This window comes from Rothia sp. HMSC069C10 (assembly GCF_001812205.1).
Classification (GTDB): Bacteria; Actinomycetota; Actinomycetes; order Actinomycetales; family Micrococcaceae; genus Rothia; species Rothia mucilaginosa.
Genome location: NZ_KV808297.1, coordinates 342,167 through 364,711 on the forward strand (window position 1 = coordinate 342,167; position 22,545 = coordinate 364,711).

Consider the following 22,545-nt stretch of genomic DNA (forward strand, 5'->3'; position numbering starts at 1 on the left):
TCGCGCTTGCGGGGGCGCTTGCAGAAGCCGCGGCACTGGGAGCTGCAGAGGCGCTCGGAGCCGCAGAGGCACTGGGCGCTGCCGAAGCCTTAGCGGAAGCCGCGCTCTGCGCCTCCTCAGCCTCCAGAGCCTTCTTCACGGCTGCTTCCAGACGCTTCTGAGCCTCACCGTAGGTAGCCCAGTCGCCCTTCTTCATCGCCGCATCAGCATCGGTCATCGCCTTCGAGGCATCGTTGAGAGCCTGCTTCAGCTCCGAAGACTGCGAAGCCGAAGAACCTCCGGTCGAAGCACCCGAGGTACCCGAAGAACCAGACGCCGAAGCCGAGGGGCTAGCCGCCGAACCGTCCAGCTTCGCGCCCGAAGAGCCACCGAACACCTGGTTCAGCGCCTCCTCCAGAGTCGGAGCGAAACCGACCTTATCGCCGAAGCTCACCAGCACACGCTGCAGACGCGGGTACTTAGCGTCACCGCTCGACTGCACGTACACCGGCTGAACGTACAGCATGCCGCCGCCCACCGGCAGAGTCAGCATATTGCCGTTAATAACCTCAGAGGAACCGCGGCGTAGCAGGTTCAGCTGGTTCGACACCTCAGCATCAGAGTTGAAAATATTCTGAGCCTGGCCCGGGCCCGGAACCACCGAAGAACGCGGCAACTCCAGCAGGCGTAGCTTGCCGTAATCAGCACTACGCTCGCCGTCCTTACCGGTACCGGCATCACCATTAGCCGCCAGGAAGCCGTACATCACGTTACGAGAGTTCGAATCGCTCTGCTGAGGAATGAACGTGGTCGTCAACGAGAAGTGCGCACGAGAATCCCCGGGCATCTGCAAGGACAGGTAGTAGGGCGAAATCGGCTGGTTACGATCATTGGTCGGGTCGTTCGGAATCGACCAGACATCGTCACCGGCGTAGAAGCTATTCGCGTTCGTCACGTGGTACTTATTCAGCATGGTGCGCTGAATATTGAACATGTCAGTCGGGTAACGCACATGGCTCATCAGCGAAGCGTTCATCTCACGGTAGCTCTTCACCGTGCCAGGGAAAACACCCTGCCACGCCTTCAGCACCGGATCCTCCTCATCCCACGCGTACAGGGTCACCGAACCGTCATACGCGTCCACGGTAGCCTTCACCGAGTTACGGATGTAGTTCACCGAGTTAGAACGCTGAGCGCCCGCAGCGGTTGCCGCATCCTGGGAGCTACCCTGCGCGTAGGGGAACTGATCGCTCGTGGTGTAAGCATCCACGATCCACTGCACGCGGTTATTCACAATCGCCGGGTACGGCTTAGAATCCACGCTCAGGTACGGCGCCACCTTACGCACACGATCCAGCGGGTTGCGTTCGTACAGAATCTGCGAACCCTCACGCACCGCATCCGACAGCAGAATGTCAGAGGACTGGAACTTAATCGCGTACGACAGGCGAGCCAGCAGCGAATCAACGCGAGGACCACCGTAACCGGTGAAAGTGTACTTCGCATCGGAGGCGTTGGTTTCCTCAGCAGAAAGCGGACGGTCCAGCTCCAGGGTGTCGCCCTTACCGCCCACAATCGAATACTCCGGCGAGCTCATGCCAAAGTAAATACGCGGCTCATAATCCTCGCTCAGGGTACCGGTCGCTTTAATACCGGACTGCAGGAACTTCGGGTTACCCGCAGAATCCACCTGATTACCATAGGCGGCAATCACACCGTAACCGTGGGTGTACACCACGTGACGGTTATACCAAGAATCGCCGCTCGTCTGCGCAGGGTTCAGCTCACGAGCCGCCAACACCGTATCCTGCGTGGTGTTACCCACCGAATAGCGGTCCACCGACAGCTGCGAATCAAAACGGTAGTACGGGCGGAACTGCTGCATCTGAGCAAACGCCGAGGACACAACATTCGGATCCAACAGACGGATATTCGCAATAGTCGCGCTCGAAGAGCTCAACGCACCGGCACGGGTATCAATCGTCGCGTCATACGGAGTGGTCTCAATCTTGTCCAGACCGTACGCGTAACGGGTCGCATCAATATTGCGCTGAATGAACTTTGACTGAGCGCCCTGCTCATTCGGAACCACCTGGAAACGCTGAACAACCCACGGGTACAGGCCGCCAGCAACCACGGCAACAATCACCAGCATCGCGGTGCTAATCAGCGGCAGACGCCAACGATTCATCGAAGCAGCCACCACAAACATGATCGCCACCAGCAGAGCAGAAATCGCCAAAATAGCGTTCACCGGGATTGACGAGTTCACATCCGTGTACATCGCGCCAGCCCAACGGCCCACCTGCTGCTGAGTCGACGAATAGCGGTCCAACCAGAAGCTCACCGCACGAGTCAGCAAAAACACAGCCACCACAATCGCAGCGTGACGGCGGAATGCCGACGTGGTACTCACGCCACCGGGCTGCACCTTAATACCGCCGTAGAAGTAGTGCATGAACAGGCCCGCGAGCGCCGACAGCACCACAGCGGAAGTCACCAGAGTCACCACCATACGGAAGAACGGCAACGCAAACAGGAAGAAACCGTAATCCAGACCAAACTCCGGGTCAGTCTTACCGAAGGACTGCTGATTGAAGAACAGCGCGACGGTGCTCCACTGAGTCATCGTCGCCGAAGCAATGAACAGACCCAACAGCAGCGGAACCACAATCAGCAGAACCTTACGCGCCTTATCCACGCTCTCGTGGTAGCGGCGCATGCTCTCCTCAGCACGCTGCTGGCCAAACACGTCACGCAGCATCTGCTCGGCAGCATCCGTGCCGCTCGTCGGCACGCTCTGATTCGGGTTCGGCGCCTCCTGCGGCTTCTTCTCGGACGCCGGCGCCACATCAGCATGACGGACCGCGTAGGACATCGAAGCCCACAGCGGCACAGCAATCACCACGGCAGCCACCACAAACACGGCTGCCTTCAACAAAATCTGGGTAGTGAACACGGTGCTATAACCCAGCTGATCAAACCACAGCCAGTCCGTGTACACCTGGGACGCACCCACAAAAGCAGCAATGAGCACCGCCACCACAGCAATCGTCGCCCTCAGGGGGCTACGACGCTTAGGCGTTGACTTCTTCGGCTTGGGATGCGCGGTGTTATTGGTCGACTCAGACACAATTCCTCGCTCATCATACGTTCAGAGAAAATAACTGCCTTTAAGTATCTCAGAGGTAACGCAGAAGGGCAGAACCTCGTAGAAGCTCGGGGCGAAATATGACCGGTTGAGAGGTTTTGGGGCGCGAAATGCTGAGATGAGAGGTGCTGGCGAGGATTACGGAGACGCAGACGAGGACAGAGAATAGGGCACAGAACAGCCCCGGTACCGTAAAGTACCGGGGCTGACTTCTACGCTATACGGGTGAGAACCTTGCGGAGAAAAACGTTATGTTAGGAACCGCAGCGGGGCAGGGAATCATCCGGGGTGCCGGACTTAATCGCCTCCACCGTCTTCACCGCCTCATCCAGGGTCGACACCGGCACAACCACCATCGTGCCGCGCACCTGACCGGCGTGATAGTAGTTGAACAGGTCGGGGTCCTGCGCCTGCATCTTCACAATCGAATCGCAGTTCTCCTTAGGCGCCAAGAAGTAGCGCGCACCGTAACGGCCCGTCGCCAGAATCTTGTACTTGATACCGCCAATTGCGCCGACCTTACCGTCTGCATCAATCGTGCCGGTACCCGAAATGTAGCTGCGGTACGGGTCGCCTCCGGCATCCTCATCGGCGAGCAGAGTACCCTCGCTCAGCTTATCCACCGTACCCAGCGCCAGCATCAGACCGGCGCTCGGGCCGCCCACACCGTCCAGGTTGTACTGCACGTGCGCCGGCAGGTCATAGCTCTGCTTCAAACCCGCGCCCAGAATCCAGCGGCTATTGTCGCTGGAACGAACCGGGGTCAGCTTAAAGGTCTGCTGCTTGCCGTCACGTTCCACGGTCACATCAATCGGCGAGCCGTTCGAAGCGTTCACCGCCTTCGGAACATCGGTGAGAGTCTCAATCTGCTTCTCCCCCACCTTCACGATACGGTCATCAGCCCTCAGCGCGCTCGCCGCCGGGGAACCCTCCACCGTGGAAAGCACCTGAACCTTCTCGGTCACCGCCATCTTCAGCTGGCGCATCGCCGCGACCTTCGCCTGAGTCTGCGAATCAGCCATCTGCGCGCCGGTCGCCGCCGTCGCCTGCTCATGGCTCACGTGCGGGTACAGGGCATCGGTCGGCACCACGAGGCTGCGGTTACCGTCAAACGCCAACCAGCCGTAGAACGCCTCCGCGCCGGACAGCTCCGTGTACGGGCCGCCCGAAACCGACACCGTGGTCATGTTCATCTTGCCGAACGTCTTATAGCTGGGCGCGCCAGAAACCTCAATGACGTCCTTCTCCTGATAGGTTCCGAGCACGTCAAAGAGCGGGCCGGGGCCCTCCTTCACATAGGAACTGGGCAGAACAAAAGCACCAGCCAGCAGGGCGCACGTCGCCACAGCACTGACCGAACGCAGGTTCACACGGCGCGGCGCAAAACGCGAACGGCGCTTGGTCGCCTTCTCATTACTCTTCACGCTCGCGGAGGCGGCGTTCGGCTGCTGCTCAGCATCAGGGGTGGACTTAGTCATGGTTTCTACAGTACCGGATAAACCTGCTTTTCAACACGCGGGCGGGCACCGTTACCCCGCTAAAAATAGAGCAATCAGGTGGCGTTTACGTTCCGGCCCGCACCGCGCTGTGTCAGCACCGCACGGTGACAGCGGCACGAAAAAGCTCCCAAACCCCGGCGACAGAGACAAGCTTGTGAGCCCTTAGCTGATTAACCCGCTTCCACAGCGGTGGCACGGGAAATTCTCAGCAAAAATCGGTAGGCTGGACAGCGAGCGAGCCAGCTACGCCCACCCCCGGATTACGAAAGGCTTCTACATGTCTGAGAACCCCACCGGCGGCGCCTCCAACGAGCGCGACCCCCTCGAAGAATTCATTAAGAAGATGCAGGAGCAGGGCTTCGACCCCTCCGCTGGGGCAACCGGCCAGGGCGGCAAGGGCGCCTCCTCCAACGCGCAGAACCCCTTCAGCGCGCTCTTCGGCGAAGGCGGCCAGAACCCCTTCGGCATCAGCATCGACCCCGAAGACCTGAAGAACATGGGCATGAGCTTTGACCCCGCCATGATGCAGAGCATGTTCGCGCAGGTGCAGGCGATGTTCTCCGGCGCGGGCGCATCCGACAGCCCCAGCGGTGTGAACTGGGATAGCGTGAAGAACCAGACCCGCCAGATGCTCGCCTCCATGGGTGAAGACCCCTCCGTACCCGAAAACCTCAAGCGCGCCGTAGAAGACGCGGCGAACCTCGCCGACCTCTGGCTGGACGCGGTGACTATCATTGAGCGCCACAACTACCCGGTGCAGGCGTGGTCCAAGGCGGAATGGGTGGAGCATTCCTTCGACTCCTGGCGCGAAATGGTCGAGCCGGTCGCAGCCGAAGTCACCCAGTCCATGGTCATGCCCGGCGCTCCCGAAGACGTGCCCGAAGAGATCTCGCAGATTCTCAACAGCGGCTTCTTGAACAACATTGGTTCCGTGATTTTTGGTGCGCAGATGGCGCAGGCACTCGCGCAGCTCGCCGGTGAGGTGTACTCCTCCACCGACGTGGGCTTCCCCCTCGCGCCCGGCTCCTCCGCGCTGCTGCCCAACGGCTACCAGCAGCTCGCCGACAGCATCGAGGTGCCCCCGCAGGAGGTTCTGCTCTACCTTGCTGTGCGTGAATCCGCGCTGATCCGCCTGCACAAGGCAAACCCCTGGCTGCGTGAAGACCTGGTCCAGCTCGTGGCGCGCTACGCCCGCGGCATCCGCGTGGACATGAACCGCATGCAGGACGCCGCATCCCAGGTGGATATGAGCAACCCCGACGCAGTACAGGAAGCATTCGAAGGCGGCATGTTCAGCCCCCAGCGCACCGAAGACCAGGAACTGGCGGTACAGCGCCTGGAGGGTCTGCTCGCCCTCATCGAAGGCTGGGTATCCGTCGTCACCGAGGATGCGACCCGCAACCTGCCCAAGGCACCGCAGCTGACCGAAATCATGGCGCGCCGCCGCATCGACGGCGGCCCCAGCGAGCAGGTCTTCGAGAACCTGGTCGGCCTGGAACTGCGCCCGCGCCTGGTGCGTGAGGCACAGCAGTTCTGGCGCTGGTACGAAGAATCCCACGGCATTGAGGCGCGCGACGGCCTCTGGGACACCCCGGAGACCCTGCCCACCCCCGCCGAGCTGGAAGACTTCACCGCATACGATGCGCGCATGAACGAAATCAGCCTGGACGACGTGGACTTCGACTCGGAGCTGCAGAAGCTGCTGGACGGCGGCTTCGGCAACGCGCCCGAAGAAAAGTAAAGCTGAGCGAAGTAAAGCTGAGCGGCGAAAGTAAATAGCTGACACTCGAGCGGGGGTGGCTTGTGAATGTACAAGTCACCCCCGCTCGAGTGTTTCGTTTGGTTTTTGATTCTTTGATTTTCGGGAAGCGCGTTAGCCGGTTGGATTTTAGCTGGCTGGATTTTAGTCCGCGCTGTTTTCGCCGCGCTCGCCCTCAGCACGCGAGCGCCCCAGCGCGTACCCCTCCAGGTAGGCCTGCGCCCGCAGCAGCTGCGGGTAACGCGACTCCAGGGCACGGAACGCCGCCGAATGGTTCGGCTGCAGCAGGTGGCAGAGCTCGTGGTGAATCACCGAATCCAGCACGTACTCCGGTACGCCCTGCAGCTCCGATGAGATACGAATCTGCGTGTTCGCGTAGGTTGCCGAACCCCAGCGCTGACGCTGGTTGCTCACCCAGCGAATCGACAGCTTCTCGAGCCTGCCCGCGGCAACCAGCTCCGGCAGGTTCTTCTGCGCCAGGTGCAGAGCGCGGGAGCGCAGGTACTCGTCCGTGACCGTCAGCTGCGTGGCACGCTCACGGCGCGCGGCACGACGCTGAATGCGCGGCAGCAGGCGGGCAATATGCTCATCAATCTCCTCGCTCGTACTCGCAGCCGGAATGAGCAGGCGGTAGGCGGGATTGCCGTGCTCGTCCACGCCGTCACGCTGCATGCTGATGGTGCGGGTGCGGCGCGCCGAGCGGACCAGCTCAATCTGCGGTCGATCCTCGGTGGCGGGCAGAATCTCACGTTTAAAACGCTGAGCCATAGTCTCCTCTTCCCTTCGACGAACGGCGAGCCTGTGTTGCACGGGGCTGAGTCGAACGAGCCTGTGCCGAGCGGGGCTGGCTATACGAGGGGCCGGCGCTCTCAGCCCTGCGGCGGCGCTTCGCCGGATCAATATCGTCCAGGAAACGCGAACGCTTACGCTGACCGCGACCACCCACGGTGCGGGTCATGGTCCAGGTCAGCCACAGGTACTTGCGGGCGCGCGTAATACCCACGTACAGCAGGCGGCGCTCCTCGTCCACCTCATCCGGGGTGGTCGCGAAAGTAATCGGCATGAGGCCCTCGTTCAGACCGCACAGGAATACGGCGTCCCATTCCAGGCCCTTTGCCGCGTGCAGGGAGGCGAGGGTTACGCCGTTGACCTGCGGGGCGTCGTTGAATTCGCTGCGGTGGTTCAGGGTCGCCACCACCTCGTGCATGGTCAAAGGGAGCGGCTCGGGCACGCCCGGGCGAGGATTCGCGCGGTGCTCCTGAAGCTGCTCTTGGCGGTGCTGCGCCATCATATCCACCATATGCACCAGGGCGGCGAGGGACTCCCACTTCTGGCGAGTGGCGCCTCCCGAAAGGGGGCCCTCCTCCTTGTAGCCGAGGCCGCCGAGCACATCGCGGGTGTAGCGGGTGACGTCTTCGGTGCCATCGGTGGACTTGGCTGAGCCGCGCAGGGCGAGCATGGCCTGCTTGACCTCGGGGCGTTCGAAGAAGCGCTCCGCGCCGCGCAGCTGGTACGGAATGTGGGCGGCAGCCAGCGCAGACTCAATCGCCGCCGACTGCGCGTTCGTGCGGAACAGCACCGCAATCTCCGAAGGCGGCACGCCGTCCTTCTCAATCAGGTCGCGGATATCCTCGGCAATGCCGGCGGCCTCCTGCTCATCGTCCGCGTAACCGAACCACTCCACATCCACGCCGGGGCCGCGCTGAGACATCAGCTCCAGCGGCGGCGCCCACGAATGCGGGCTCGAATCCGGATGCGGACGACGCGCCGCCAACAGACGGTTCGCCAGCTCCACCACCTGCGAGTGGGAGCGGTAGTCGCGGGTCAACTTCACCATGTGCGCGCCACGGTGCCGGCGCGGAAAATCCAGCAGGTAACGGCTGGTCGCGCCGGTAAAAGAGTAAATCGTCTGGGAGGCGTCGCCCACCACGCAAATATCGTCGCGGCCGCCCAGCCACACATCCAGCAGACGCTGCTGCAGCGGGGACACGTCCTGGTACTCGTCCACCACGAAGTGGCGGTACTGGTTGCGGACGGTCGCGGCGAGCTTCTCGTCCTCCTCCAGCATGGCGATGGTCAGCAGTAGCACGTCCTCAAAGTCGATGAGGTTACGCTCATCCTTGAGGTCTTCGTACGCCTGGAAAATACGCTGCATATTCTGCGGGGTAATCGCCGAGGGCAGCTGCTTCTCGCTCAAACGCTGCATGATGGTGTCCGGGGTGAGCAGCTGAACCTTCGCCCACTCAATCAGCGACGCCAAATCACGCAACAGGGAACGATCCGTGCTAATGCGCAGACGGTTCGCCGCCTCCGTAATGAGCGAGGCTTTGTTCTGCACGATGGACGGGAACGTACCGCCCACCACCTGCGGCCAGAAATACACCAGCTGACGCAGCGCCGCCGAGTGGAAAGTACGCGCCTGCACGCCGTGCGCACCCAACTGATGCAGGCGGGTACGCATCTCCTCCGCAGCACGCAGGGTAAAGGTCAGGGCAAGCACGCGCGGGCCCTGGTAGCGACCAATCGCAATACCGTAGGCGATGCGGTGCGTAATCGCGCGGGTCTTACCGGTACCGGCACCGGCGAGCACACGCATGGGGCCGTCCAGCTCGGTGGCGACCGCACGCTGATCCGGGTCAAGCCCGGCAAGAATATCGTCTGCGGAGATCATATGCTGAGGCTGCTGAGGTGTGGCGGTCATAATGCTCCATCAGTAAGGCGGGCGGTACGGGCAGGCGGCAGGCGCTCGCGCTGGACATATGGATATGCGGGCGCGCGAGGCGGTGATAGCCGGTCTTCCATTGTATTCTCCCAGAGTCCACCGGGGCTTCTTAGCCGTCGCTTCTTTCATTCAGGGCGTGAGGCGCTACCTATCTGGGGGCGTGCAAGTAGAAGCACGGATAGAGGTGAGGGAAGAAGCGCAGGCGGAAGCGTTTAGGCTTATCCACAAGTATCTTCACCACTTGGCATAAAGATCCCAAAAACTACTAAACGGCACACATTGGTTTGGTAACCTTAACCCGTGACTTTATCTCCCCTTCAGCTAGCAGCCATTGTCTCCGCCGGAGTGCCCGGGATTTACCCCGTCGGCGCCGAACCGGTCCGCGAAGACAGCGACGACTTCGACTCGGCAATCATCGCCGATTCCACCGGTCGCCGCTGGCGAGTGCGCGCCCCGCGCCGCCCCGACGCCAGCATGCGTCTGGAAGCTGAACACCTCATCCTGCAGTCGTTCAGCCCCGGCCTGCGCGCCCGACTGCCCTTCGCCGTACCCACCGTCGCCGGCACCGTACCCTACGCGGGCGGCAACGTGTTCGTGTACACGCACATCCCCGGCACCATCTACGACGTGGACCAGCTCGCCGAGCTGAGCCGCCGCGAAGTTGCGGCGAACCGCCCCTCCCTGGCGTCCATCATCGCCAAGGACATTGCGACCCTGCACGTGATGCCCGAAGACATCATTTACGAAGCCGATCTGCCCTCCTACTCTTCGGAGCAGATTCGTCTGCGCAAGAACGCCGAGCTCGAGCGTGCCGCCGCAACCGGCAAGGTGCCCGCCGACCTACTCGCACACTGGCGTACCGTGCTCTCCCCCGGACCCATGTGGCAGTTCCGCCCGCGCGTGGTCCACGGTGACATGGGGGCCGAGAACCTCGTACTGCACGTCACGCCCTCGACGGCGCGCATCGTGGAGGTCACCGGCTGGTCCGATGTGCACGTGGGCGACCCCGCGCAGGACTTCGCCTGGCTGTACTCCTGCCAGGACATCGACTTCACCGACGAGGCAATCGAGGTGTACCGCCAGCAGATGCCTCAGCTGCCCGACGCCTACCTGGCGCAGCGCGCGAACTTCTACGCGGAGTTCGCGATCGCCCAGTGGCTCACCCACACCGTGGAGGTTGGCGACCGCGACGGCGCAACCCACGCGGTGTCCATGCTCCTGGACATTCAGGACGACCTGCGCGCCTCCGGCGAACTGCTCGGACAGGAGGAGGTCGGCCCGCTAGTCGGCCCCACCGAGTAGGTATTGGGTCGGGTAGCTGTTAGGTTGCTACTTACCGCATAGGTTTTCGGTTCAGCTAGATTTTCAGTTCAGCCCCGCAGTACTGCGCTGCGGGGCTGAACTGTACCTACTGGGTTGTATATCCGCTGACTCGCGCCCGGTGAAACCTGCTCTCCTGACTGTCTGTCAAACCGACGGGATGATGCCTATAAGGGCTAGTGGAGGGGCTTTAGTGGGCTTTTTGCCGAAATTTCTTTAAGTGTTTCCCCTCACCTTTTGAGCACCAGTTTTGCATTTTTGTGCATGAATGACTCAGATTAAGGCTGAGACTTGAAGGTGCGCTAAAGGCGCCATTCACAATATTTCCCGGGTGCTAATACGCCACAAACCCACATGAACCAACTTTTGACCTCGGGAGTCCACAGAGTCTCAACTTCACCTTGAACTATGCTCAAAATAGTGCATTTTAGGGTAAAAACTTACCCTGTAGATTTTTTCAAAAACTCCTGGAATACTTTTGCTGTGCCGCGAGAATACCAGCGGACACACTCCCCATAGCGCACTGACCAGCGCTGATATCGTGGCAGCGATAAATTGGGGAGACAGATTGGACGGGACCCTGACCGGTCATGTCAGACCCGAGCCGGATTCATGCACCGCGCAACCAATCACCGATGGCAGAAATCTATAGAGTTACTTTCGAGGTTGTGTTTGAGAGTAAAGACGCACGCAAACCCCACGGGGCGCCGGCGGCGCGAGTGAGGCCGCGAGAGCGGCAGTCGTTCGGCGCGATTCTTTCCCGGAGCGTGCGAGGGCACGAAGTACCTCTATAGTTCTTCAGCGGCTGAGGACGCCTCATCACCCTAATGCAGTGGGGTGAAGAGGCGTTCTCTGCCATTAACCGCAGAAGTCCACGCAGAAAAGCAGCTCACGAGGCGCAATGCCTCCGTGAGCTGCTTTTCTGTATTCGGTTATTGGCTCAAGCTAACGCGCGAGCGCCGCCCGCCCGGCGCTGGGAGATTCGCTGTTGAGATCCGCTACCTAGCCCTTGCGCGCCTCGCGGATCACCTTCGCCAGCTGCGCCTCCGAGGGCAGGCCGCCGCGGATCTGGTGATCCCACACCTCCGCAACACCCTTGCCGCCCAGGTACACGAACACGGTGCTGATACGCTCCGGGTCCACGCCCATAATGCGGGAGAACGCGATGCGGTACAGGCCCAGCTGGAAGCGTCGAGACTGCATGGTCGACATCTTCGGGCGGGAACCGCTCTTCCAATCCACCAGCACCCAGCGTTCGCCGCCCTCGTCCTCGGTGCGGAACACCGCGTCGATACGGCCGCGCAGGCTTACGCCCTCGATGTGGGTTTCGACCGGGTATTCGACCGCCCAGATGCGGTCCTTCCACTCGTCGCTGCCCCACTCACTGTTGGCGAAGCGCTCCCAGAGGCGCTGAACGGAGGCGTCCAGTTCGCTCTCGGATTCCTCGAAGTCGTCCTCGAAGGTGAACTCGTCCTGTTCCTGCTGGTCAGCAGGATCTGCAGGCTCAGCGGGCGCGGCGGAGGCGGAGGCAGCAGCAGAAGCAGGCAGGTCAACGCCCACCGTGTCCTCCGCGTCGGGTGCCTCCAGCGGGTCAGCGCTCGACGCCACCCCGAAGTGCTCCTCAATTAGCGCGTGCACCGCCGTACCAATCGTTGCCGCGCGCGAGGGACGCTGAGGCACCGGGCGCATCAGCTGATGCACCGTGCCCTGCGGGTCCTCGCTCAGGCGAATGAACGTGGATGCGGACAGGTGCCCCGGCAGCTGATCGCTCAGCACCGGGTCGGTCTGACCCATCATGAGCAGTAGCAGGTCGGCTTCGCGTTCCCAGTCCACCGCCTGCTGACGCAGGGATTCGGGAATAGCGGACTCGCCGTGTACAGCGGATGCAGCGGGTTCGACGGGTGCAAGGTGGCTTGCGCTCTCCCCCGCTGCATCCCCGCTCTGGTGCAGATTATCCTCCCCCGCGCCAACGGCGAGCTCCACCGCCAGGGCGGCGCGCTCCACCGCCTCACGACGGCTCGAGGAGTTAATCGCAATCTCACGCTCCAGTTGCTCATGCTGGCCGCGACGAAGCACCGCCTCCGTGCCCCGGTTGAGGGCATCGTCAGAAGCCCAACGCCAAATCACGGGGCGCTCCAGCGGATCAAAAGGCCACATGGCGGTCAGCACCGCACCCAGGTTCGGGTTCCTGTCCTCGTAGTTCTTCTGGGCGAACTGGCCGCGCACCTCAATCGGCAGCGCCGCCGCCACCGTCGGCGAGAAACCGGGCTGAGGCGGTTGCGCCTCACGCCATTTCTCCCGCTCGGTGGCTTCGATAATCCATTCGGGCACCGGCAGGTTCAGGCGGGTACAGTTCTCCGCCACCGTGCGTGCTCGTACGGAAGGAGCCGCCAGCTGCCAATCCTGCGCGAGGGCAGGAGCCATGGCCTCAACCAGCGCCCACGCGTAGCGTTGCACCTGCTCGGCGTAGGTTGCCCGAGCATTCGCGCGCGCCTCCGCCTGTACGGGGGTGAGCTCGTCGGCGTCTACGGGGTAGAGTTCCAGCTCTTCCAGCAGTGCCGCCTCATCGGGGGCGGGCGGCAGGTTCGAGGGATCCACGACCGTACCGTGCACCAGGGTCACCGGCTCCGCCAGGCGGTACTTCGACTCAGCCAGCTGCTCAGCCCAGCGGCGCACATGGTTCAGGTGCACCTTCTTGCGCTTATCGGCGGGGTTCGGCATCGTGTACGACAGGCCCATGCCCACCAACTGCGGCGCTGCCCAGGGGGTATCCATTGTCTCTTCGAAATGCAGAGAGGGCGCATCCAGACCCACGAACGGGTTGAAGAGCATCTTCAGCAGCTCCTCCCAGAAGGGCTGCACCGGCAGGGGGAGCATAGCGGCGCTCTTCCAGCGGTAGGCGCTCAACGCCAGCAGGTTACGGGCACGGGTCATCGCCACGTACATGAGGCGGCGGTCCTCCATGCCGGCATGCTCGGCGGCATCATCCTTGTGCTCGGCCAGGTAGTCTTCCAGGTCCTTCGCCTTCTCGAAGGCGGTAATCTCCTCCGGGGTCTCAAGGATCGAGGGAAGGTACTCGCGGTCGCCACGCAGCGGCCAGGGCAGCGCCGTATTAGCCGACATCTGCCACAGGTTCGGGGTCTGCCCGCCGGTGGCGCTACCGCACAGGCCCGGCAGAAGCACGTGATCCCACTCCAGGCCCTTCGCGGCGTGCATGGTCATCAGCTGCACCGCGTTCGGGTCAGGTTCCACAGTGCCCAGCGCCAGGCCCTTCTCCTCATCATCGGCACGTTCAAGCCACGCGAGGAAACCCATCACGTAGCTCACGCCGCCCGAAGACAGCAGGAAGCGGCGCGCACCCGGGTCGCCCTCCTCCGCGCTCACGCCGTCAGAGCCGGCGTAAATCATCGCGTTAATACGCGGCGCCGACATGCCGTAGGCGGCGGCAACCTCGTGGAAAGCGTCCAGGTTCGCACGCGAACCCAGCGGGTCGGTACCCGGGCGGACCGCCAGCTCAATATCCAGCAGCATGGTGCGCTCAATCTCGTACAGCAGCGTGCCCAAATCCTCGCTCAAACCGGCACGCAGCACGCGCATCTGCTCGGCAAAAGCACGCAGACGCTCCAGCGCCGCCGGGGAGAAACGGCGGCCACGGTACTGCTCACCGTAGAGGGGTTCGCCGTCCGCGCCGTCCTGCGGTAGGTTCTCCACCGCCTCGATCAGGGAGGCGTAGCCGGAGGAATCCTCCACCGCGCCCTTGAGGGTTTCGTCCAGGCGCTCCTGGGCGGCGCGCAGGTGCTCTGCCTGCAGGTTGATAGCAGCAGCGTCGTCGGCGTCTTCAGCCTCGGCGAGCATACGCAACGCCATCTGCTCGCGCAGGGCACGCTCACGCTCACGCACCAGCGACTGAGCCCAATCACCCAGCGCCAACATATCCGCCGCGCCCAAACGCCAACGCGCACCCGTCAGCAGGCGCGCCAGAGCATCCGAACGGTTCGGATCAGCCAGCACACGTAACGCCGACACCAAATCCACAACCTCCGGTTGGGAAAGCAAACCGCCCAAACCCACCTGCTGCACCGGAATACCCAGACGCTCGCACTCCACACGAATCGGGTCCAGCTGACCGTGCACACGCGCCAACACCGCAATCTCAGGCATCTTCAAACGCGGATGCACAGAACCATCACCGGAACGATGCGCCGCGTAGGCGCGCTCATACTCGCGCACCGCCTGGGTACGCATCGCCGCAATACGCTCAGCGATAGCCACAGCCTCCTCGCGGTCAGAGTCGTGGTACGTCAAATCAACGCGCCCCACCATGCCCGCGGCAGCCTGCTCAAAGGCGGGTGAGCCCGGCTCCCCCACCAGAGCGCAGCGCGGGCGCAGGTCAGGAACCTGAGCGGCGGTAATATCGCCGTCGGCGGCACGCACCCACTCGGGAACCTCCTTCAGCTTCTCCGCCACATGGTTCGCCGCGTTCAGCACCGAAATGTCGTTACGCCACGCAATGGACAGGAACAGCGGCCGCACATGCTTGGTTGGGAAATGACGGTAGAAGCTGAACATCTGGCCGTCCGAAGCGCCACGGAAACCGTAAATCGACTGCTTCGGGTCACCCACAGCCATCACCGGATGCGCCGGAATACCCGCCGCCTCATCGGCACCGTAAATCGAGGAGAACAAGCTCATCTGCGCGTGCGAAGTGTCCTGGAACTCGTCCAGCAGAACCACCTTGAAACGGGCACGCTCACCCTCGCGAATCGCCGGGTCAGCCTCCGCAATACGGGCGGCAAAACGCATCAGGTCACCAAAATCCAGCACCTGCATGCGCGCCTTCACGCGGGCGTAGCTCATCGCCATGCGCGCGTACACTCGGCGGTTACGCAGCAGACGCTGAACCTTCTGAATGTCTCTCTCAGTCTTCGTCTCACGGCGAGGCTCGGGCACCGCCGCGTACGCCGCCAACTGCTCGGTGCAGAAGTCAATAACCTGTTGCGGCTCCACCAGGTGCTCCGCGCACTCGTCAGAAAGCTGCAGCATCTGGTTAATCATGGTCGCCGCAGACACCGGCACGCCGTCCTTATCGAGGGGAAGCTCCCCCTCCCAGTACTGCACAATCTGCGCGGCAAGCTGCCACTTCTGCGCATCGCCGAGCATCTGCGCGTCCTGCTCCACGCCCAGGCGCAGACCGTACTCCTTGACGAGGTTATTCGCGTAGGAGTGGTAGGTGAGCACGGTCGGGTCAGCGATACCTTCGCGCAGCTCCTCATCGGTCGGGGCGACGCGGCGGCTACGGCGCAGAGTGTTCAGACCGGCGCGCATACGGCTGCGCAGCTCGGTTGCCGCCTTGCGGGTGAAGGTCACGCCGAGCACCTCTTCAGGGCGCACAAAACCGTTATCGACCAGCCAAATCACGCGGTCAACCATGGTCGCGGTCTTACCCGAACCTGCGCCCGCAATAACGAGGGTCGGGGCGGGGCCCGCCTCAATCATGCGGATCTGCTCGGGGGTCGGCTTCTTGCCGTCGGCGCCGTTGAGCATCTCGGCAATATCGAGGGCACTACGGTAGCCAGCGGGCTTCAGCTCGGGGTTGTTCGCGGCGGCCTCTGCGGAGAAGAGCGCGCCGTTGGGCAGCTGCCAGCTATTGTGCTCGCACCACTGGGCGGGGGTGAGCATGCCGGTGCCAGGACCGGGATTAGCGCCGGAGTTAGTAGCGCCGGGGTTAGTAGCGCCGTGTGCGCCAGAGTCAGTCATGTTTCCTCTTCCTCATGGGTCATTCTCATGGGAGGTTCAGGGTGAGTGATACCGAAAGAACAGGGGGTACTAGGGCTGCGTCACCTGACGGCCACGCGTACAAATCGGGCAAATCTCCGGCAGACGGCACCCATAGCCGCCCTCACGGTGACGAGCCTGCACCTGCGCGCCAGCAATCAGCTCCGCGGCGTGCTGCACCAGCTCAGCCGCCCACGAATCGTGCTCCGTCAGGGCGGGCTGAACCTGCAGGCGAGTCTTACTCTCGTCATTCACGCCCGAGGCGCCCAGCTGCACGAGCGCCGCGCCTCCGGAACGACCCGTGTAGCCGGTGTACTCCAGCTCCTGGGGACGGGCATCCGGTAGCGGTTCGTCCGCCTCCAGAGCGGCGGCTTCGGCGCGGTAACGCTCCTCCAGCTGTTCGCCCGCGCCAGCCTCCACCGCAATCTGGTAGGCGGCAAGCTGCGGATGCGTCTCCATCTCCGAGCCGGTCGGCTTAGACTTACCGGTTTTCAGGTCAACAATGGCGTAGCGGCGGGTGCCGTCCTCCGCCGGGGCGGTACCCTCGAGGCGGTCCACACGACCGGTGAGCAGCGCATCCAGCTCGCCGACCTCACCGGCGGGGTCGAAGGGCACGGGCACACGCACCGCGAAGGAGCCTTCAACGCCGAGGTTCTGCCAGCCGGCGTCGCCCATGTGCTGACGGTAGTAGTAGCTCAGGCGCAGAATCATGCGCTTGGCGCGCTCGTAGAGGGCGTAGGATTCCCAGGGCACGCGCTCGCGGTACTCTTCGTCGGTTTCGTCGTCCTTGCGGGCGGGCACGCCGAGGGAGCTAATGCGCTCGTCGAGGGCGGTTTGGAGCTCTTCGAGGGTACCGGTCGGGTACTCCTCGGCGATGGCGTGCACAAGCGTACCGAGGGAGCGGGACAGGTCGGTCTGGGCTTCCGCGCGGGCGGCGGAAACCAGCCAGTCCAGCGGGGAGCTGTGGATGGTTTCCAGGCGCGAGGGCGAAAGCGTAATCGTGCGGCGGCCGGGGGTTTCAGCCTGTTCTTCGCCGTCTTCACCGTGGTTTTCGTCCAGCTCGGCGTGGTCTGCGGGGCGGTGCGCAAAGAGCAGCTCCGTGCTAGACAGCGGCAGCAGGCCCCACCATTCGTCGGGTGCGGCGCCGGGTGCCTGGGCGTTCGCCAGGCGCGCCAGGGTGCGGGAGGCGGCATCGAGTCGGTATGCGGACTCTTCCGGGGTGAGAGAATCTTCCACCGGCGCGTTTCCAGCCTGCGCGCCGGCCCGTTGTGAGCCCTCCTGCTGCGCGTCTTCGGCACGCATCGCGTTCATCGATTCCTCAACGAGGGTGCGGCGAAGCTCCGCCACGAGGGAACGCAGGGTGGCGGGGCGGCGCACGCGGGTGATGGGCACGTCCGTGGAGTCGCCGACCGCGTCGGTGGGTAGCACGAAGTCGAAGAACTCGCCGGGGGCCTGATCGTCGTTGCGTACGGCGGTGAGCACGAGGCGGGTGCTGGCTCGGGTGGCGGCGACGGCGAACATGCGCAGCTCGTCGTGGCGGGTGTCGCGCACGCGTTCGGGGTAGCTACGGATGCGGGCGGGCGGCACAGGCTGCTCGCTCTCCCCCGCCTGTTGTTCTGCCTGCTGGGCGCGCTGGCGGAGGCGCGCATCGCACAGGTCCACAAGGTCGCCGGTGCTCAGCAGGGAGCCGCGCACGGTGGTGTTGGGCCAGGTGCCTTCCTGCAGACCGCATACATATACGGTGCGCCAGGACTGACCTGCGGCGAGTGCGGGGGTGAGAATCTCGACCGCGTCTTGGCGTACGCCGCGGGCGGCGAGGGTGTCCATGGGTAGGTCCTGTGCGTCGATGAAGTCGAGGAACTGCTCGGCACCGGCGCCGCGCATCTGCTCGTCGAATCGGTCGGCGGCTTCGAAGAGGCCGATCATGGCGTCGAGGTTTCGGTGGGCTGCGTCGGCGTCGGGGCCTGCGCCGCGCGACTGGGCGACCCAGGTTTTTTCGAGGCCGCTGGCTTCCCAGAGTGCCCAGAGCACTTCGGTGCTGGTGGATTCGGGTCGGGCGAGTGCTTTACGTCCGGCGGAGAGCACGGCTGCGATGCGGTGCACGGCGCGTCCTACGCCCTCTTCGGGGAGGGTTTCGGGGTGTAGCAGGGCGCCGAGGAGCAGGTCGTCGCTGGGGCGGTGGCCGCCGCTTTGCAGTTCGATGGATCGCAGCTGCTGGCGGAGTCGTCGCACGTCCATGCTGGATGCGCCACCGAGCCGGGAGGTGAGCAGGGTGATGGCGCTCTGCGCGCCGCCGAGGGGGTTGGCGCGGCTTTCTTCGGCGATGACGTCGTCTAGGCTTCGACGCATGAGCTCTTCAGCTTCGGTGGCGCTGAGGGTTTCGTAGCCGCCACGCTCCGCCGCCTCCGCACCTTCTGCACCTTCTGCGGCGGGCATGTGCACGGCGGGGTTGAGCGCCTTCTCGCCGCGCTTGCGGGCATAGACGAGCAGGCTGAGCGCGTCGAGGAAGGGGCGTACGGCGGGCTCGTCACGCACCGGCACGAGCGCCGCGGAGGTACGCGAGGGAATACCGTTCGAGGAGAGCACGCGGCGGATGCGCGCCACGTCCGCGCTGCTACGCACGATGATGGCGGACTCACGGTAGGGGTGGTTGCCGTAGATGCGTTCTTCGAGCAGCATTTGGGCAATGAGGTTCGCCTCGTCCTGGGAGCTGGAGAGCGCATACTTATACACGCCGGCGGGTGCGGTGCGGTAGTGTGCGGGGTCGAGGATTTTGCCGTCGGCGCCCAGGTGTAGCAACGGTTCGTCGGCGGCACCCCAGGTGAGGGCTTCGTCGGCGGGGGTGGTGTTGATGCGTCCGAAGGTCGCGGGCGCACGGTTCTTTACACCCTCCTGCGCACCGTTCTTCGCCTTTTCCTGCGCGCCCCCTTCCTGTTCAGCGGTGAGCGGCACGAATCGGGTGTAGCGCGGCAGGCGGCGGCGAATGTCTGCCACGAGCGGCATCATGAGAGCGGGCAGGCGGTACGAGGTGGTGAGCGTGCGGGTGCGCATGCTCGGGAAGCTTGCCTGCAGGGTGGTGACGAGGTCTGGGCGGGCGCCTCGGAAGCCCTGGACGACGGCTTCATCGCTGTAGGTCATGACAACCTGGGGGCCTTCAGCGAAGAGGTCGGGGTGGGTTTCGGTCAGGTGCGCGGCGTCTGCGGGGGCGACTTCTGCGGCGATGAGGCGTAGCAGCCGGTAGATGGAGGGGCTGAGTTCCTGCACGTCGTCGATGAGGATCAGGTCGTAGCGGCGGCGTTCTTCGGCGAGGAATTCGGGGGCGCGCAGCAGCAGCCGGCAGGCGTCGTTGATGAGTACTGCCGGGTCGTAGGCGTTTTTGGCGCGGAGGGCTCGCACGGCACGGTATTCGGTGTGCAGTTGGGCGAGGGCGTGCCAGGCGGGCTGGTTGTGTTCGGTGGCGAGGGCGTGTACGTCTTCGGCGGTGAGGTCGTATTCTGCCATGCGGTCGAAGAAGTCGCGGATTTCGTGGCGGAAGCCGCGGGTTGCGAGGGCGTCGCGGAGTACGTCGGGCCAGGCGGGTCCGGGGGCGATGCCTTCGGCGTGGTTGGCGAGTAGTTCGCCGATGATGACGTCTTGTTCGGGGCCGGAGAGGAGTTTGAGGTTGCCTTCTACGCCGCTGAGTAGCCCGCGGGTTTGGGCTCGTTTGAGCAGGTCGAAGGCATATGCGGCCCAGGCGCGGGTGGGTGCTACGGAGAGGCTTCGGTCGCTGGATGCGGCGATGGTGTCTCGCATGCGGGTCGCGGCGGTGCGGGTGGGTGCGAGGATGAGCAGGCGGGCGGGGTCGTTCCCGTCGGCGAGGTAGCGCAGGGCGCGTTCGGTGAGGTGGTGGGTTTTACCGGTTCCGGGGATGCCGGTGAGAAGTTGGGTTGTCATGGTTTCAGTCTATCGGCTGGAGCGCGCTTGTACCTTGTCGGCGGTCATTCAGGCTCGTCGGTTGCTTATGCGCCGCCCCGGCGACTTAATATACAGCCCCCGGGGGCTTATCCACAGCATCATGACCTGCGGGCGCGCGCCTCCTTCTCCACTGGGTTAGTCTTATAGCATGACCTGGATGAACGGCCTGCGCGCCACTTTTGACCTTGAAACCACCGGTGTGGACGTCACCACCGCCCGCATCGTGACTGCTTCCCTGATCCTGCTGGACCCTCAGGGTAATGTGGTGCGCCGTGGCGAGTGGCTGGCTGACCCCGGCGTTGAGATCCCCGCCGGTGCCGCCGCCGTGCACGGCATCACCACCGAATACGCGCGTGAGCACGGCCGTCCCGCCCGCGAGGTCGTATGGGAGCTTGCCGGCGCGATTGGTGCGCTCAATATTGATGGTGTGCCGATTATTGCGTTCAATGCCGCCTACGACTTCTCGGTGCTCCACCACGAGATACTGCGCCACAATATTGCCAACGGTGAGCTGCCGCCGGGTGTGGTGCTCGACCCGTATGTTCTGCATAAGCACGTGATTCCGCGTAAGCGCGGCAAGCGCACCCTTGAGGTTCTTGCCACCGAGTACGGTGTCTCCCTGGAGAATGCGCACACCTCCGCTGATGACGCCCTGGCGGCGGAGCGTCTGCTGGTGAAGCTCACCGAGCAGTTCCCCGAGATCCTCAACGTGGATGCGCGCCAGCTGCACGAGCAGCAGATTCAGTGGGCGGCGGAGCAGGCGGCGAGCTTCCAGGCGTGGTTGCGTACGCAGCCGGGTAAGGAATCTGAGGTCATTGACGGCCGCTGGCCTGTGCGCCGATAAAACTGCGCCGCTAAACCTGCGCCGCTAAAAACCTAGGTAGCGCCCCAATTACTTCTCCTTTGCTGACGGGCTGACACTATCCCCGCTTGGGCTTCTCCCCTATGCTAGATAAGGAACCACACCTACACGAATAGCACGTGAATAGCACGACCCGGAAGGCCTCTCATGGATGATCAGCCCCGCACTACCGAGCCGTACCCTGACACGAATACGCGCAGTATTTATCTGGGGTCTACCCGCCTGGCTCATGAGCACTTGGTGGCGCAGTCGCAGGTGGTGCTCCGCCTGGGCCGCATCCTGATGAAGTCGGGTGCGAGCGCGTACCGTATTAAGGCGTCGATGGCGCGTTTGGCGAAGGCTGTGGGGTTGAAGGAGCATCACGCGCAGGTGACCTTCACCGAGATTTCGACTTCTTCGTACACTGACGGTAATTTCCGTACCGAGGTCGCTGAGCAGCGCACGATGGGCATTAACGCTCATAAGCTGGATCAGTTGGGTAAGTTCATTTCTGAGCTTCCTGAAAAGATCACCCCTGCGGAGGCGAACGCCGAGCTTGACCTTATTGATTCGGCGAAGCCTCTGTACACCCGCTGGATGTTGGCGCTGGCGTCGGCGGTGGCGTGTGCCGGGTTCGCGTTCCTAAACCGTGGCGGTCTGGTGGAGTGCACGGTGGTGTTCTTCGCGGCGGGTGCCGGCCAGTTTTTGCGTTCGACTCTGCTCAAGCGCGGGGTGAGCCATTTGGCAACGTGGATGGCGTGCGGCTTCCTGGCGGCGGGCCTGTACATTGCGCTTGTTAATGTGCTGGTCGCGGCGGGTTGGATTAGCCCGAACCATATGATTGGTTTTATTTCGTCGGTACTGTTCTTGGTGCCCGGTTTCCCCATGGTGACGGGCATGCTTGATATTTCGCGCATGGACTTTTTGGCGGGTATTTCGCGTCTGACCTATGTGGGTTTGTTGCTGCTGAGCGCGTCGTTTGCGGTGTGGGTTTTGGGTTCGCTCTTCCACCTGCCGTTGACTGCCCCTGCGCCTCTTAACCTTGACCCAACCCTGTATTTGGTGTTGCAGGTGCTTTCCTCGGGTGTTGCGGCGGCCGGCTTCGCGATGCTCTTTGCCGCCTCCCCGGTGGCGTGTGTGTGGGGTGGTTTGATTGCTGCGGTGGCGAACCCCGCCCGTATTCATATGGTGGAGGCGGGCATGCCCGCGCATATGGCGGCGACAATTGCCGTGTTTGGTGTGGGTATCCTGGCTGAGATTGTGGCGCCGCTGCATCAGCGTAAGTACACGCGTATTTCTCTGTCGGTTCCGGCGGTGGTGACGATGGTTCCGGGTGTTCCGTTCTACCGTTCCATGTCGTATTTTGCGAGCGGTGACATGTATTCGGCGGCGAGCGGTTTTGTGCAGTCCCTACTGATTTTCATGGCGTTAGGTATGGGCTTGGCGTTTGTGCGTCTGCTCTTTGATAAGAACTGGCTGTTTGATCAGGACACCCAGGTGCTGAACCGTCTGGATACCGACCGGCATATGCGCTAGTTTCTGGGT

At 63.2% G+C, this 22,545-nt stretch carries 10 protein-coding genes; 4 read left to right on the forward strand and 6 right to left on the reverse strand.

All coding sequences use genetic code 11. The features are described from left to right. Nucleotides 1-3,112, reverse strand: a 3,112-nt coding sequence (locus HMPREF2842_RS03615; protein WP_070642764.1) for a UPF0182 family membrane protein, incomplete at its 3' end; no start/stop codon positions are given. Between the two features lie 272 nt (nucleotides 3,113-3,384). Next, nucleotides 3,385-4,608 (reverse strand): YlbL family protein, encoded by a 1,224-nt coding sequence (locus HMPREF2842_RS03620; protein ID WP_070642766.1) that lies wholly within the window; start codon nucleotides 4,606-4,608, stop codon nucleotides 3,385-3,387. A 298-nt stretch (nucleotides 4,609-4,906) separates the two neighbouring features. On the opposite strand from HMPREF2842_RS03620, the gene HMPREF2842_RS03625 reads away from it, so the two are divergent. Beyond that, entirely contained in the window at nucleotides 4,907-6,370 is a 1,464-nt protein-coding gene (locus HMPREF2842_RS03625; RefSeq protein ID WP_070642770.1) for a zinc-dependent metalloprotease, read from the forward strand. A 162-nt stretch (nucleotides 6,371-6,532) separates the two neighbouring features. Here HMPREF2842_RS03625 and HMPREF2842_RS03630 read toward each other — a convergent pair whose 3' ends face one another. Then, nucleotides 6,533-7,156: a M48 metallopeptidase family protein gene (locus HMPREF2842_RS03630; protein ID WP_070593621.1), complete on the reverse strand. Its 624-nt coding sequence runs from the start codon at nucleotides 7,154-7,156 to the stop codon at nucleotides 6,533-6,535. Beyond that, nucleotides 7,140-9,089 carry an ATP-dependent helicase gene (locus tag HMPREF2842_RS03635; RefSeq protein ID WP_070593623.1) on the reverse strand — a complete coding sequence of 650 codons (1,950 nt, stop codon included), beginning with the start codon at nucleotides 9,087-9,089 and terminating at the stop codon, nucleotides 7,140-7,142. The genes HMPREF2842_RS03630 and HMPREF2842_RS03635 overlap by 17 nt, the downstream gene beginning before the upstream one ends. A gap of 321 nt (nucleotides 9,090-9,410) precedes the next feature. Here HMPREF2842_RS03635 and HMPREF2842_RS03645 point away from each other — a divergent pair, with 321 nt between their 5' ends. Beyond that, nucleotides 9,411-10,412, forward strand: coding sequence for a phosphotransferase (locus HMPREF2842_RS03645; protein WP_070541642.1), 1,002 nt, complete (start codon nucleotides 9,411-9,413; stop codon nucleotides 10,410-10,412). A gap of 1,020 nt (nucleotides 10,413-11,432) precedes the next feature. On the opposite strand, the gene HMPREF2842_RS03650 is transcribed toward HMPREF2842_RS03645, so the two are convergent. Both HMPREF2842_RS03650 and HMPREF2842_RS03655 read right to left on the reverse strand, forming a co-directional pair. Then, nucleotides 11,433-16,187: an ATP-dependent DNA helicase gene (locus tag HMPREF2842_RS03650; protein ID WP_070642773.1), complete on the reverse strand. Its 4,755-nt coding sequence runs from the start codon at nucleotides 16,185-16,187 to the stop codon at nucleotides 11,433-11,435. A 69-nt stretch (nucleotides 16,188-16,256) separates the two neighbouring features. Continuing rightward, the gene (locus tag HMPREF2842_RS03655) at nucleotides 16,257-20,138 is read right to left on the reverse strand and encodes a UrvD/REP family ATP-dependent DNA helicase (RefSeq protein ID WP_070642775.1); all 3,882 of its coding nucleotides are present in this window, start codon (nucleotides 20,136-20,138) and stop codon (nucleotides 16,257-16,259) included. Nucleotides 20,139-20,307: 169 nt separating this feature from the next. Here HMPREF2842_RS03655 and HMPREF2842_RS03660 point away from each other — a divergent pair, with 169 nt between their 5' ends. Both HMPREF2842_RS03660 and HMPREF2842_RS03665 read left to right on the forward strand, forming a co-directional pair. Next, nucleotides 20,308-21,003 (forward strand): 3'-5' exonuclease, encoded by a 696-nt coding sequence (locus tag HMPREF2842_RS03660; RefSeq protein ID WP_070642779.1) that lies wholly within the window; start codon nucleotides 20,308-20,310, stop codon nucleotides 21,001-21,003. Between the two features lie 165 nt (nucleotides 21,004-21,168). Beyond that, nucleotides 21,169-22,536 (forward strand): threonine/serine exporter family protein, encoded by a 1,368-nt coding sequence (locus tag HMPREF2842_RS03665; protein ID WP_070642781.1) that lies wholly within the window; start codon nucleotides 21,169-21,171, stop codon nucleotides 22,534-22,536. Nucleotides 22,537-22,545 lie beyond the last annotated feature (9 nt).